The 14,580-nt window shown below is 40.6% G+C and carries 14 protein-coding genes and 1 pseudogene; 12 read left to right on the top strand and 3 right to left on the bottom strand.

Annotation, left to right across the window (positions count from 1 at the left end):
• Positions 1 to 94 precede the first annotated feature (94 nt).
• The 4 genes and pseudogenes from ACFOU2_RS17055 (at position 95) to ACFOU2_RS17040 (ending at position 3,274) form a co-directional block, all read left to right on the top strand.
• On the top strand, positions 95 to 1,102 hold the full coding sequence (locus ACFOU2_RS17055; protein WP_377917200.1) for a DUF3231 family protein: 1,008 nt from the start codon (positions 95 to 97) through the stop codon (positions 1,100 to 1,102).
• Between the two features lie 573 nt (positions 1,103 to 1,675).
• Entirely contained in the window at positions 1,676 to 1,876 is a 201-nt protein-coding gene (locus ACFOU2_RS17050; protein ID WP_028397784.1) for a cold-shock protein, read from the top strand.
• A 146-nt stretch (positions 1,877 to 2,022) separates the two neighbouring features.
• Positions 2,023 to 2,397: pseudogene (locus ACFOU2_RS17045) on the top strand (SET domain-containing protein); the annotation flags it as partial.
• 640 nt (positions 2,398 to 3,037) lie between these two features.
• Complete coding sequence (locus ACFOU2_RS17040) at positions 3,038 to 3,274, top strand: transposase (RefSeq protein ID WP_377917489.1); 237 nt, start codon at positions 3,038 to 3,040, stop codon at positions 3,272 to 3,274.
• Positions 3,275 to 3,456: 182 nt separating this feature from the next.
• On the opposite strand, the gene ACFOU2_RS17035 is transcribed toward ACFOU2_RS17040, so the two are convergent.
• On the bottom strand, positions 3,457 to 4,527 hold the full coding sequence (locus ACFOU2_RS17035; protein ID WP_377917198.1) for a permease: 1,071 nt from the start codon (positions 4,525 to 4,527) through the stop codon (positions 3,457 to 3,459).
• Between the two features lie 239 nt (positions 4,528 to 4,766).
• On the opposite strand from ACFOU2_RS17035, the gene selD reads away from it, so the two are divergent.
• The 8 genes from selD (at position 4,767) to ACFOU2_RS16995 (ending at position 12,376) form a co-directional block, all read left to right on the top strand.
• A complete protein-coding gene (selD, locus tag ACFOU2_RS17030) occupies positions 4,767 to 5,816 on the top strand; it encodes a selenide, water dikinase SelD (RefSeq protein ID WP_377917196.1) in 1,050 nt (349 codons plus the stop codon).
• Between the two features lie 32 nt (positions 5,817 to 5,848).
• Positions 5,849 to 6,892 (top strand): tRNA 2-selenouridine(34) synthase MnmH, encoded by a 1,044-nt coding sequence (mnmH, locus tag ACFOU2_RS17025; RefSeq protein ID WP_377917194.1) that lies wholly within the window; start codon positions 5,849 to 5,851, stop codon positions 6,890 to 6,892.
• 380 nt (positions 6,893 to 7,272) lie between these two features.
• On the top strand, positions 7,273 to 7,395 hold the full coding sequence (locus tag ACFOU2_RS17020; protein ID WP_377917192.1) for a hypothetical protein: 123 nt from the start codon (positions 7,273 to 7,275) through the stop codon (positions 7,393 to 7,395).
• 172 nt (positions 7,396 to 7,567) lie between these two features.
• The gene (locus tag ACFOU2_RS17015) at positions 7,568 to 8,248 is read left to right on the top strand and encodes a response regulator transcription factor (protein WP_377917190.1); all 681 of its coding nucleotides are present in this window, start codon (positions 7,568 to 7,570) and stop codon (positions 8,246 to 8,248) included.
• 106 nt (positions 8,249 to 8,354) lie between these two features.
• Complete coding sequence (locus ACFOU2_RS17010) at positions 8,355 to 9,605, top strand: sensor histidine kinase (protein ID WP_377917188.1); 1,251 nt, start codon at positions 8,355 to 8,357, stop codon at positions 9,603 to 9,605.
• A gap of 248 nt (positions 9,606 to 9,853) precedes the next feature.
• Positions 9,854 to 10,219, top strand: a complete 366-nt coding sequence (locus tag ACFOU2_RS17005; RefSeq protein WP_377917186.1) for a hypothetical protein — start codon at positions 9,854 to 9,856, stop codon at positions 10,217 to 10,219.
• Between the two features lie 74 nt (positions 10,220 to 10,293).
• Positions 10,294 to 11,676, top strand: coding sequence for a DJ-1/PfpI family protein (locus ACFOU2_RS17000; RefSeq protein WP_377917184.1), 1,383 nt, complete (start codon positions 10,294 to 10,296; stop codon positions 11,674 to 11,676).
• Positions 11,677 to 11,830: 154 nt separating this feature from the next.
• Complete coding sequence (locus ACFOU2_RS16995; RefSeq protein WP_377917182.1) at positions 11,831 to 12,376, top strand: hypothetical protein; 546 nt, start codon at positions 11,831 to 11,833, stop codon at positions 12,374 to 12,376.
• 400 nt (positions 12,377 to 12,776) lie between these two features.
• On the opposite strand, the gene ACFOU2_RS16990 is transcribed toward ACFOU2_RS16995, so the two are convergent.
• Together ACFOU2_RS16990 and ACFOU2_RS16985 are read right to left on the bottom strand one after the other, a co-directional pair.
• Positions 12,777 to 13,121, bottom strand: coding sequence for a YolD-like family protein (locus tag ACFOU2_RS16990; protein ID WP_377917180.1), 345 nt, complete (start codon positions 13,119 to 13,121; stop codon positions 12,777 to 12,779).
• On the bottom strand, positions 13,115 to 14,374 hold the full coding sequence (locus tag ACFOU2_RS16985; protein ID WP_377917178.1) for a Y-family DNA polymerase: 1,260 nt from the start codon (positions 14,372 to 14,374) through the stop codon (positions 13,115 to 13,117). Before ACFOU2_RS16985 ends, ACFOU2_RS16990 begins: the two co-directional genes overlap by 7 nt.
• Positions 14,375 to 14,580 lie beyond the last annotated feature (206 nt).

Here is a 14,580-nt window from a genome sequence, read left to right as displayed (position 1 = left end):
TAAATAAAGCCAACACTTCTGCTAGTCTAAAACGAAGTTCCTTTAGTAATATTCTGCCGTCTTTACGGGCAACTTACAAAAGAGGTGATATCTCATGGAAAAAGAAGACATAAAACTAACAAGTGCGGAAATTGGATCCCTTTGGGCACAGTATGTAAATGGTACTATGACAGATACAGTGAATAGATATATGTTGTCCATTATTGAGGATGATTCAATAAAAACTGTTTTTGAAGACGCTATAAAGACTTTCGATAAACAAAAGAAACAAATCATGACATTTATAGAGAACGATGGATTTCCAGTTCCTATTGGATTTAATGAATCTGATCTTATTAATAAAGGCGCTAAAAGATTGTTTTCGGATATATTCTGTTTAAATTACTTATATATCATGACTTTGCACGGATTAATAGGTCATATAACTTCTCTTAGCGTTTCAGTTAGAAAGGACTTACGCCAGTTTTTTGATTCCTGTGATAACGATGGAAAAAGGATGTACCATCTAACTACTGAATTATTGCTTGAAAAAGGGAAGTTCCAAAGAGACCCCTATTTTTATCCTGATAAAAATCCTACATTTATTTCTAGCCAAGATTTTACCGATGGATTCTTTGGTAATAAACGCCCTCTGGCTGCAACCGAAATCATAAGTCTTTCTTTTAACTTAAAAAAGAGCATTATGGCTAAAACCCTTTCTATCGCCTTTAGCCAAGTAACTCAATCAAAAGAAGTCAGAAAGTTTTTAATGAAAACTGAAAAAACTTCAAATCAGCAGATACAATCACTTTCAAAAATAATGCAGGATGATTATCTTCCGGTTCCTATGTCATTAGAGACAGAAATAACTGCTTCCCAGGAATCACCTTTCTCGGATAAATTGATACTCTATCATATTGGATTCTTGTTTCAAGCTGCACAAGTATATCACGGCACAGGTCTTGCATCAGCCATGCGAACAGACCTCGCTATGAACTACGAAACCGTTATATTAAACAATTTAACCGTGACAAAAGGATGGTTTGATATTATGGTGAAAAATAAATGGTTGGAACAGCCTCCACTTGCCCCTAACAGAAAAGAAATTGCTAAAGATAAATAAAGTTAGGAAAAAATTCACTACTTATCATTTTTCAACGGGGGCGATAGGTTTTCATTACATATGAAAAATTTAAAAGGGAATGGTGTCTAGGTCTGGTTCTTAGCAAAGCAACAACAAATGTACTGGGGTACATTTGTTTAGTTCAAAGGTTATTAAAAAGCTAACTCAAAAAGTAGTTTCTATTTTTCGAACCTGCTTAATTTTTTGAGTCTTTTCCACTATCCTGCCCCGTTCGTGCAACAAGACGAAGCATAAAAAATCCTCTTGCTGCCGCTCAAGAGGATTTGGCATAAGTTAGTTTATGGGGAGTTTTTACACCACAACCAGAAAAACCTTTACTGGCTGGCTAAATTACCCCTTTGTCTGAGCTAAAAAGTTTTTTTAAAAATATTTATTCAATTTCGGTTATTTACTTTTGTTCTTTTACTCTGTTATGATAAAAATAATTATTTTTGTTCGGTATAGAATTGATAGAAGAGAAATGTCTTAAATAGAAGTTTTCGTCTTGAAATATTATGTTTGAGCAAGGGTAGTAATACAATGGTGGAATATTCCACAACAGGAGGAAACATTATGGCACAAGGTACAGTAAAATGGTTTAATGCAGACAAAGGTTTCGGTTTTATCGAAAGTGAAGGCGGAGAAGATGTATTCGTACATTTCAGTGCTATTCAAGGAGAAGGCTTCAAATCATTAGATGAAGGTCAAAAAGTTACTTTTGATATTGAACAAGGTCAACGTGGAGCACAAGCTGCTAACGTTCGCAAAGCATAATTTAAAGTAATCATAAAAAGGCTCCCACATGTGGAGTCTTTTTTTATAATCATCATTTCTGGTTATCACAGTTGCTTTTATCCTTATCAACTGGCAAACTTAAGAAGATAAGAGACTTCATAGGAAAGAACGCGTAGGTGACTAACATGATTGAGATAAAGACTTCCACACTCAGCAATGGAGAGTTCAATAGAGGGGTATTCGCGAAACAAGATATAGCAAAAGGTGAGCTTATACATGAAGCACCGGTCATTCCTTATCCTAATAAGGAGCATGTTTTCATAGAGCAAACCATTCTTGCTGATTACGTGTTTGAGTATGGTAAAAACCACACGGCGGTCGTCTTAGGATATGGTATGCTGTTTAACCATTCGTACAAGCCTAATGCCACTTATGATATTAACTTTACGAACCACACGTTTGACTTCTATGCTTACACAGATATAAAAGCAGGAGAAGAAATACTAATCAACTATAATGGCGATGTTGATGACAAAGATCCACTATGGTTTAATAAGGACGAAATTGATAATGACAAAGATGAACCAATTGTAGATAAAGGGAATGATCCAATGAATAAAGATAGACTTTTAAAAAAATTTCAGAATGCCAGTCGAAATAATTTGTTTTCAATAGAAGTTCCTAAGGCTACTAAAGAAGATGAAAATAAGATTGAAGAATTGGTTAAAGAATTAGAAAGGGAAGGGAAAATCAAATTAAGAGAGTGTGTACAGCGAAAATTCTCAATTTATTTACATGGAATAATTAAGTATGCATTCGAATAATCAGGTGCTTTTTTATTGGGGTGAAACATATGAAGATATCCGACTTGTTCAACTAAACCTGCCATGTTCGTTGAAGAAGGGTGGAGTAATTTTGCTTCGCTTGATCGGTCTGTATTTTGAACGTTGATTAAACATTTTAGCGATTTTGTTTACTGTTAATAGTGAATCAATTTCATAATATATAAATCAGACTTAATTCTTCGATACGTTTAAGATCTTATCTTTCTTGTCTATCCTGCTCCTAAAAGAACGAATGAAGGAGCGAATCAAGATGGGAAAGCGAAACGATTTCAGGGTATGTCCGGAAATTTAATCGTGGTGGGCTGGACGCCTCAACGTACACTCTCAAGCGTGCCAATCGCCAGAAACAAGAAGCATTTCAACGGGAACTCGACATGGTGAAAAAAACATCTCAGACGATCTAGTTCTGTTATATGAAGATGAGAGCCACATTCGCGATGACCAAACGCTGCGTGCCACGTGGAGTGTCAAAGGGAAACAAAAACAAATCCCCATGTATGGTCATCATGCGATGGTGAGTTTATTCAGCTGCGTGAACATTCGAAATGGTGAATTTCTTTGCATAGAAAGGCAATTAGAGAACAGGATATAAGAACTGCTGACAAACTAAGTCTCCAATGAAAAGAAAAAACCGATAAATCTCTACTAAATGTAGTTATTTATCGGTTTTTATGATTCAATATGTTATCTAAAGCAACGACCATAAGGTATCTGTTAACAGCTCTTTTAAAGGTTGCTTTTTTAAGAAACATATAAGTAATACCGTACTAGATTTTATAGAAACAGCATACCTGCAATTCCGCTTAGGATACCAAGAAAGACAACAGAAGCGATGACAAACACGAGTACCCGTTTAGGAAACGATTTGGCAACCATGAGCAGGGAAGGCAGGCTGACCGCAGGCAATGTAATCAGAAGTGCAGCGGCCGGGCCCCCGCCTAGTCCGACGGACATAAACGTTTGAATGATGGGTATTTCCGCTGCTGTTGGAATAACAAAGAGCATGCCTGCTATCGCAAAGCCGATCACAACGAGCAGGCTGTTTGCCGCTGCCTCGCTGATATGCGGAAACAACCAAACACGGCCCGCTCCAAGCAGAAGCACAGATAAAACATATGCAGGCACCACATAAAGAATCATGCTTCCCATGCTTTTAAGCCATCTCGATAAAAAAGAGCCGGTAATCTCTTGTTCTGTATCAGCTGTCACTTGATCGATGTCAAGAGGTTCTGCATCCGGTGCAAAGCGGTTAGCAAGATAGCTGACCCCAAAGGTTAAAATGAGGCCAAATACAAGACGCAGCAACGTAAATTTCCATGAAAGCACAAAGGTCATGAACACGAGCGTTGCCGGATTAATGACCGGATTCCCGAGCCAAAACGCCAGTGCAGCGCCGACAGAGACATTCTTTTTCCGGAGACCTACAGCTATCGGCGCAGCGCAGCACGTGCACATCATGCCAGGAATAGAAGCAAGTCCAGCGGCGGCCGTACTGCCGAAAGAAGTTTTCCCGAGAACCTTCAAAAGCCAGCCTGAAGGCAGGAGCACTTGAAGCAATGATCCGAGAACAACGCCGAGGATGGCAGCTTTCCAGACCGCATTAAAATAAGCTGACGCATATTCCCATGCACTGCTCCATGACGGAGATACGGAGGTTGACGGATCTCCTAAAATGGATTCGCCGATCGAATGTGTAGCAGCAGCTGTGATGACCTTATGATAATAAGGCCACCATTTCACATACATGAGTCCGGCTGTAGTAATCAATAGAAAAATGGCAATAAACCAAGCCGTCTTTTTGCTGTTTGGCTGTTCTTGGGGAAGCGGACTATTTAGCTGAGACATGGTAACCCCCCTTAAATGAAATAGAAATTATATCAAGACAATTTAAAATTATATCACAATCTGTAAACATCCGGGAGATTTTTCAAAAAAGCCGATAGAATTTATCGGAAATGCGAAAAAAACGCTGTTTATATGGGTTTCTGCCTGCTCGTTATTTTTCCGCCATTGCTTCCGATATGCATTTTCCAAAATTGTGGTCTATAATAAATAAAGATGTCTTATAGAAAGGTTGGTGTCATATGACACAGTCTGATTCAGTTAAACTTACTTCATTATCTTCGAAAGGAGGCTGCGGCTGTAAAATCGGTCCTGCAGATTTAGCGCAGGTAATCCGTACGCTCCCTCCTGCCGTTCCGAATCCTGATTTGCTTGTAGGCCTTGATACAAGTGATGATGCGGGTGTATACCGTCTCAACGATGAACTTGCACTTGTGCAAACCCTTGATTTCTTTACTCCAATTGTGGACGACCCATATTCGTTCGGACAGGTGGCGGCTGCCAATGCCATCAGCGATATTTATGCGATGGGCGGTAAGCCGCTGACCGCGCTTAATATTGTCGCTTTTCCGATCGCAACATTGGACAAGCAGATTTTGGCTGACATTTTGCGTGGTGCTGGTGATAAGCTTAAAGAAGCGGGAGCGACGCTTGTCGGCGGCCACTCTATTGATGATAAGGAGCCGAAATTCGGACTTGCCGTAACTGGGCTCGTTCATCCGCAGAAGGTGCGAACCAATGCTGGAGCAAAGCCCGGTGACAAGCTTATCCTAACCAAGCCGATCGGCGTCGGTATTTTGACGTCTTCCATTAAGCGTGACCTGTTAGCCAATGAAGAAATAGCCCGTGTTACCGAGGTGATGGCGACACTGAATAAAACGGCGGCGGAAACGATGGAATCTTATGATGTACATGCTTGCACGGACGTTACCGGGTTCGGTCTGCTCGGCCATGCATCGGAAATGGCTAAGGGCAGCGGTGTCGGACTGCGTATTATCAAAGATCAGGTGCCTGTTCTGCCAAGGGTAAGAGAACTTGCAGAAGCTGGAGTTATTCCCGGAGGAACGAAAAATAATTTCGCTCATCTTCAAGGATCGGTGACCTTTCCTGAGACAATGGATCAAATCGACCGATGGATTTTGTGCGATGCGGTCACATCGGGCGGACTTTTAATATCTGTAGCCGGAGAAGAAGCGGAATCCCTTCTTGCGGACCTAAAGAAAGCCGGCGTGGAAGCGGGCTTGATCGGTGAAGTGACAGAAGATCAACCGGGACATATTGTCGTTATATAAGCAGTGTATGTTGTAGAAAGGCGGAAAGACCATTGTTCCAAGATATCACCATAGATAAATTATTAGCTTTGCAGGATCAAAAGGAGCTTGTGCTGATTGATGTACGGTCCCCTTCCGAATATAAGGATGCCACTATCCCTGGCAGTTTAAATATTCCACTGTTTAACGACGAGGAAAGGGCTGAAGTCGGCACGATTTACAAGCAAGTCGGCGTTCAGGCTGCCAAAGATCGCGGATTGGAAATCGTCTCGGCCAAGTTGCCTGACTTTATTAAAGAATTTAAGCAAATTGACGGGCAGAAGGCTGTCTTTTGCTGGCGCGGAGGCATGCGCAGCAAAACGTCAGCCACCGTTCTCGATTTAATGGGAATCCATACTTACCGTCTACAGGGCGGCGTCCGTGCTTATCGCCAGTGGGTTGTCCAAACGCTCGAAAAGTTAGAATTCAAGCCAGAGGCTTACGTTCTAAACGGATATACGGGATCAGGCAAGACCCTCCTTCTGCGACGCCTCCGGGAAGAGGGATACCCTGTTCTTGATTTTGAGGGAATGGCCAATCATAGAGGTTCCATCTTCGGACAGATCGGACTTGAACCGAACAATCAGAAAACGTTCGACTCTCTTCTTCTTCAAGAAGTGCTCCGGTTGCAGCAAGCTCCATTTGTGTTATTTGAAGCAGAGAGCAAGCGGGTCGGGAAAGCGGTCCTTCCCGAATTTATTGTGGAGAAAAAAGAACAGGGAACACAATTGTTTATCGATATACCTGTAGAAGAGCGGGTTAAACACATTTTGGAGGATTATCGTCCTTGGGAACACCAAGAGGAATGCATTAAGGCTTTTCGGAAAATCAAGAGCCGTATCCACACGCCGATCGCGTCGAAGATTGACACCGATCTGCAATCAGGCGATTTTGATTCGGCAGTGCGGTTGCTACTCGAGTACTATTATGATCCTCGCTATGAGTACGCGGCGAAACAGTATCCAGAGGAACGCAGATTAACCATAGAAGTGCAAAATGTAGATGAAGCGATGCAGGCCATTCAGGATATTCTCCCAATCCCGGCAAAGCAAATCTAAAGCAGAGAAGAAGCAAGGCAACACTCATATTTTTTGTTTACTTTTTACTTATTAGCCAAACGGATGTTTGATATGTTGACAGGGTAGCTATATTTTGAATTTGGAAAATTTCATATTTTTCTTTTTTATGTTTTTTAAGTTTTTTACAATTTAACTAAACTTCATTAAGACTTGTATTGTTCGTAAAAGCACACTTCTATAAACACAAAAAATCCTTAGATTCTATGAAATCTAAGGATTTTTGAGTTCCTCTAAAGAACATTATGTTAACTAAAATTTTATAGACTATAGAATTTTAAATTAATGTATAAATACCGGAATAAATGTTAAAATTTGGTTGACGTTTTATATTGATTCTAATTCTAAGAGGAGTGTGTGTGATGTACGAGCCAAAGATTGTTACAAAAGATATGTTTCAAGTGGCGGGGATTTCAGCTAAGTGTATAGATTCGGATAATAGTCAGATAGATATTTATATTACAGAAGGAATTACCTATGGATAACAGGAAATAATGTCGTGCTACTGGCTCCAAAAGACAATCGGCAAGCACAACTCGCTGGTTTGGATTTGGTTCACCATCCAAGCGATGGACCGTTACTCGTCGCAGCTACGGATGGTATATATTTGCGAGTATATCGTTTCCTTTGATGATGAGGAGAAGGGAGAACATAAAAATGCCCAAGATATTAGTGGTAGATGACGAAGCTCACATCCGTGAGTTAGTATCGTTGTACTTGAAAGACGAAGGTTTTGATATCGTTGAAAAATCGAATGGAGCGGATGCGTTAGAATATGCGGAGAATCATGCTTTTGATTTAGCGATTCTAGATATCATGATGCCGCAAATGGATGGTTGGGTTTTATGCACGAAACTCCGGGAGTTTGGGGATATGCCTATTTTGATGATTACCGCGAAGGGGGAGGCGAAGGATAGAATTCATGGATTTAAGCTTGGAACGGATGATTATTTGGTAAAGCCATTTGATCCGGTGGAGCTTGTTCTTCGCGTGAAGGCTCTGCTAAAACGATATCGTATTTCTACTTCCAATATCATTAAACTTGGAAACGTATCGTTAGACCGCTCGAGTTATCAGGTTATATATGAGAATGGTAAAACGATGACACTTCCGATGAAAGAATTTGAATTGCTGTTCAAATTGGGCAGCTATACCGGGCAGTTGTTTACACGGGATAATCTCATTGAACAAATATGGGGCATCGATTATGAAGGGGACGAGCGGACGGTGGATGTTCATATTAAGCGACTTAGGGAACGGTTTGCTGAATTTGAGTCCGATTTCCGTATTGTGACTATCCGTGGTCTCGGTTATCGATTGGAGGTGTACCGAGATTAAGTCACTATATACCCGCATTGTATTGATATTTGTCGGCATTGTCATGTTGAGTTTGTTCACGGCGTTTATTGTTAGTTCCTTGATGTATGAAAGCCGAGCACAAAACATGATAAAAGACCTTCTAATCACGAATGGCAACAAACTGATACAAACTTATCAATCGGCACCTTCTGCTGAATTAATCCCGTTTATGCAAAACATATCCGGACTTTCCTATATCACTCTGCAACTTTACAATAAGGACAGTAAGCCCCTTCTTGACGAAAAAGATTGGCCTCTGGAGGTTCACCCTAATGATATTGAGCGTGTGCTCGCAGGCGAAAAGGTTAGTGATATGAATAAAGCAGCCCGTCCTCATTCTGACAATGCTCAACTGCCTGTAATCGGCCTTCCGTTTCAGGTGGATGGGCAGCCTTATGCCCTATTTATAACGTTGGAGAAGAACAGTGTGGACGAGGAGCTCATGAATTCCATTCATCTAATGTACGTTATTATTCTGTTTTTCGGAAGTTTTCTGATCCTAATTGCTGCTCGTTATATCGTAAATCCTATTCTTCGTTTGACGGAAGCAACCAGGCGGATGGCGAAAGGAAAATTCGATGTGGAGTTGCCTACCAAACGCAAGGACGAAATCGGTGTTTTAAGCGTTAGCTTTAACGAGATGGCAAAAGAACTGGCTAAGCTGGATCAAATGCGTCGAGATTTTGTTTCCAACGTCTCGCATGAGATTGGGACGCCATTAACTTCTATTTCCGGGTTTACCAAGGCGTTAAAGCAGAAGCAAATGAACGAGGAAAGCCGCCTCCGCTATTTGACCATCATCGAAGAGGAGAGCGAGAGATTATCCCGGTTAAGTCAAAATTTGCTGCGATTATCCCATCTGCAACATGACAATCAGCCATTAAAAATGAGTACTTACCGGTTGGATGAGCAACTTCGAAGAGTTGTGATTGCGTTGGAGCCGCACTGGGGAGCGAAAGAAATTGACATCGATCTTCAGCTCGAGCCCTTAACTGTTCAAGCGGATGAAGACCAACTAAGTCAGGTATGGATCAATTTACTGAGCAATAGTATAAAATTCACGCCAGTAGGCGGAAAGATTTTGATCGAAGCCGTGTTGAAAGATAATCAGAATATCATATCCATCACAGATAATGGGATTGGAATTCCAGAAGAAGAACGTGCGGATATTTTCAAGCCGTTTCACAAAGTGGATAAGGCCCGTAATTCTTCTGTCAAAGGAAACGGTCTCGGTTTATCGATTGTGAAACAAATCGTAGACATGCATCAAGGGGATATTCAAGTATCAGGAAAACTGGGAACAGGTACAACTTTTCAAGTTACACTGCCGAAGTGATTCAGGTATGTTGAATCAACAATAAATCATAGAAATACTGCCATTTGGCAGTATTTTCTTTTTTTTGAAAATTGTTCGTTCCGTTCATATTGAGTTCACAAAGCGGGTTTATAGTATCCTTACAGGAAGTTAATTTTACAAAATTTTTCACAGGAGGAAAAATACTATGGCTTAGTTCATATTGAGTTCACAAAACTGGTTTATCCTTAGCGGAAGTTAATTCTAAAATTTTACAGGAGGAAAGAATAATGAAAATCTGCTGCACAAAGATGAAAACAGGGCAAAAGGTATCAACAAAACCGAAAACAGGACAAAAAGTATCAGCATTTTTGCCGATGATTATAACTTTTTTAGCTACCCAACACTGGTTGCATAGACTTCTTCTTTTTATCTTTCTGGGAGGGTCCGCGGGCGGGATGATGAGCATGAATATGGATAGTATGATAGGGTTTCAGCGAATGATGATTGTCCTTTCTCTTGTAACAGTCCTATGGTCGGTTTACCAATTAGTTAAGGATGGATTTAAAAGTAAAGGCATGATAGTCATGACCTCTATTTCAACGATCATGTCGGTAGGTTATGTGATTATGACATTAGTTAAAACAGGATGGTAGTCTGATTATTTTTCAACTTTTCATACCTTACACAGGTATGGTAAAAGAAACGTAATTACAAGGAGGAAAATGAAATGAAGAAGTTATTACTACGTTTGATTGCTTATATCGGTATTTTCACCGTGATTGTAGGAGGGGTTGGGTTTTTCGGAATTACTCGTTCACAGAAAGATTTTTACGGAGCGATTCGCCAAGAGTCAATTCCTTCTTTACAAGGAGTAGAGAAACCTAACTATAATCCGAATAAACCTACTGTTGCCGTACTGCTGGGGAATGAAACTACTGAGGGATCCGATTTTATGATTCCATACGAATTGTTCTCCAGGACTGGGGCATTCAATGTATATGCCGTTGCCTCAGACAATCAGGTGAGGTCATTGACCGGCGGCCTTGATGTGATACCGCATTACTCTTTTAAAGAAATGGATAAATTGCTCGGGAAAAGTCCTGACATTATCGCCATTCCTTATATGACCATGCGTGACGAAAAGAAGTTTCAACCTGTTCAAGAATGGCTGCAAAAACATTCCAAAACCAATTTACTAAGCATTTGCGGGGGATCGGGGAATCTTGCGGCCAGTGGTTTATTGAAAGGAAAGTCAGTGGCCACTCACTGGCAAAACCGCCTTTTTGACGCTGTTGAAAAGAAATTTCCTGAAACGGACTGGAGATGGGATCAGCGGTATATTCAGGACGGAAACGTAGTATCCTCGGCGGGTGTTTCATCGGGAATCGATGCCGTTCTCTATGTGATTTCGCAAAGATTAGGCGAACCTGCGGCAGCGAAAATTGCAAAAGAAATGAACTATCCATCTTACCATTTCGTTAAAAATCCAAAGATGGACCCATTTGATGTCGATGTGCGCACCTATACATTGAATAATGCCTTTCAGTGGAACAAGAAAAAAGCAGGTGTGCTACTGTATAACGGGGTGGAGGAAATGGCATTGGCTTCCGTCTTTGATATTTATTCAGACACTGGAACGACAAAGGTTCTTTCCATTTCAAGTTCGGAACATCCTGTTGTGACGAAACACGGTCTGAACTTGATTTCAAGACACTTGATAGGCAATGCCCCGCAATTAGATAAAATGATTGTTCCGGGAAGAGAAGCGAAATCGTTGGCTGTGGAGGAGGTAAAAAAATGGAACGAAAAAGGATATACCGAGGAAGTTCAGTTCGTTCACAGCGATTCGCCCGATCGGTTTATATTTGAAGTTCAACTTGAAGATTTAGCCAAGCAAGAGGACCTTCTCACCGCTAAACATGCGGTGAAACGACTCGAATTTCGGGCGAATGATATTCATCTTGAAGGCAAACCGTTTCCCCTTGAAAGTTACGGCAATTTACTTTTAACCAGTTTACTAGCATTACTGGCAGCCTTCTGTATTGACAGACGATTCATTATGAAGAAGACAACTCCTAAATTAAAAGATACTTCACTGAAAACTTCTTAAGCTTCGTTGAACAAATCATAACACATTCAAAAGCCATCGCTTTAATGGCGGTGGCTTTACGGATCAAGTCGAATGAACAAAAAATCGTTAGTATGAAGTGTACGATTCATATGACAGCGAAAATTGCCATGCTAAATTCTCAAGGAGGTCCAACATGGAGCTGAATAATCCGGCTTTAATTATAGTTGATGTTCAAAAGATTTTTAAAAACGTTACATTTGCAGAACGTAATAATTTGGATGCAGAGAGTAAGATAGTTGAATTACTATCCATTTGGCGAAAAAGAAGTTTGCCCATCATTCATATCCGGCATCTGTCAAATAATGAAGATTTAGCCAAGCAAGAGGGCCTTTTCACCGCTAAACATGCGGTGAAACGACTCGAATTTCGTGCGAATGATATCCACCTTGAAAAAACGTTTCCCCTTGAAACTTACGGCAATGTACTTCTAACCGGTTTACTAGCATTATTGGTAGCCTTCTGTATTGACAGAAGATTCATTGTTTCAGGTTTTTCCGTTCTTTCGTCATCGTTCAGCCGTGAAGAAATGGACAGGAACCCACGGAATGACGAAAAGCGTTTTTCGCGTCTCGATCAGTCCGTGGTTATCGGGCATTTTAGGGGGGAGCGAGACCGTTATCAGCCTGTTATGGGACCCTTGTGGTGCCCCAAAGAAAAATCCCGATCTCCCAGCTCATAGATTCTTTTCATATTGAACGAACGTGAATGGGGCTTTTCAAAGAATAAACAAAGCTCCAGCATCACTTGTTCTTGCTCATCTAATGATTCCTTATATTAACAATTCACCACAATTTTTATGGTGTTATTTTCCTGAAAATAACAAGCGAGGTGATTCAAATGACGGATGAACAACAGCTACAGATGTTCATTCGTTCACCCGCAGACAAGTTGGTTCAAACGATCGAAATTCATGGTAAAGTAAATCCCAAAACCAGGTGTTTGTTAGACTGTCTTTGTGTTTTAGTAGAGTATAAAAAGGAAATCTCAGGCTTAAACCGATTCTAAGCCGTGCATGATGTCAGTATTTTTCTATCAATTATAGATGATGGCCTTATACTTTTACCTCTAGGCCTCCAATTCTAATCCCCGTCCGTAAGTTGAATATCTATGATTTTATCCATCTTGATGATACAAATGTGATTAGATTTATCAAGCGTACGGAGCTCACGATGATGGATATCTATGTAGTGAACATGGCATATCGCCCGTTCTATTTTTCCGTTTTGATAATAGGCAACCTCCAAAGGTTGATTGAAAGCCATCGCGTCGCATATGGTCTGATTGAATTCTTCCAGTCGCTGTTGATCCAACATAGGCACTTCGATTTTTTGTTCCTCCTTTTTAAGCTCCTTTAAAAGTGAACGATGTTCAGGTAATAAAAAAGGCTGCCATTTTAGGTTTCCGCGATCATTGATCTTCACCATTTATGACCTCCCAGGGTATGGCTGCGTGCTATGGTCGTTCCGTCTTTTGTATAACTCCTGCCTCTTAAAATAGCCGTAGAACCGTATTTGTTTCGAATCTGATCCATGACATACCCCAGAATTTTTTGCTTGTATCCATCCTCAAATAAGCTCATTTGTATCATCTCATCCTTTTCCAAGTTACTTAGGGATACATGGACAGAGCGTACAATTTGCCCTGAGTAATGCTTATGTAATAAAAGCAAGCATACTCGATAAATGTCCATCGTAATATTTGTAGCGATTTCCATCGTTTTCGAACGATGGAAGCCTCCTCCACCATCATATTGAGAGTAGCCAATGGCCAGTGAAATCGTACACGCCACTAAATTTTCTCCACGAGCACGCATGGCTGTATCTTCACATAGTTCAAGAATCACAGTTTTTATTTCTTCTATGTCACAATAATCCCTCAACAAGGTGATTCCTTTTCCAATCCCTTTTTGGATGGAGAAATTCTGCTCATAGGTAACAGGGCTTAAATCAATCCCATGTGCGTGCCAAAACAATTGTTCACCTATGACGCCAAATTTTTTCCGTAATAGCTCCAGAGGATAGTGAGCCAGTTCTCTTAACGTGAAAATATTCATGGCATTTAATTTCTTTTCTAGCCTTTTCCCAATCCCCCAGACTTGACCAAGCGGAAGGGGCCAAAGCAACTCCGGTACATCTTCATATTGGCATTCCGCAATCCCTTGTTTCTTCCCAAGAGTGTCTAAAATGACTTTAGCCAGAAATTTATTCGGTCCAATCCCATAACAAGAGATGAGCTTTGTTTCTTCATAAATCGTTTTTTTCATGAGTTCAGCCACTTGTCTAGGAGTACCAAAAAGCCTTTCAGAATTGCCTATATAGATAGCTGCCTCATCAATGGAATATTGCTGAATGGAATCCCAAGGAGCAAATCTAGTGAGAATTTTGGTGATTTCAAGGGATTTTTTCAAATAGAATCCCATACGTGCTTCCACGATCTGTATTCCTCGGATCTTGGGTACTTCATATAGGCGATTTCCGGTCTTAATTCCGAATTTCTCCTTCATGGCAGGAGTAGAGGCCAAAACCACACTTCCATTTCTATTCTTGTCTCCTACAACGACAAGCAAGGTTTTCAGCGGATCTAAGTTTCGTTCAACAGCCTCTATGGATGCAAAGAATGATTTCATATCAACGAAAATGATAGTGCGTTGAGGCATTTTTGAGTAGTCAATGTCCATTGTATCACCTATTTTCCAAAAGAATAGGAACGTTTGTTCTTATTTATTATATGGGCAAAGTTCCCATTTATTCAAGCGTTATCACAAAATCGTTCCAACTATTCGCTTATGGAAAAAGGCAGGGCAGCTCCTCATTAGCCGTTCTGCCTTTTTCTTTGCTATAACGCCTTATATGCTGCACATGCGTATTTATAGATGGCTTTTGA

This window comes from Bacillus songklensis, assembly GCF_042649685.1.
Lineage (GTDB): Bacteria > Bacillota > Bacilli > Bacillales > Bacillaceae_H > Bacillus_BA > Bacillus_BA songklensis.
This window is presented reverse-complemented; position numbering and strand designations above follow the sequence as displayed.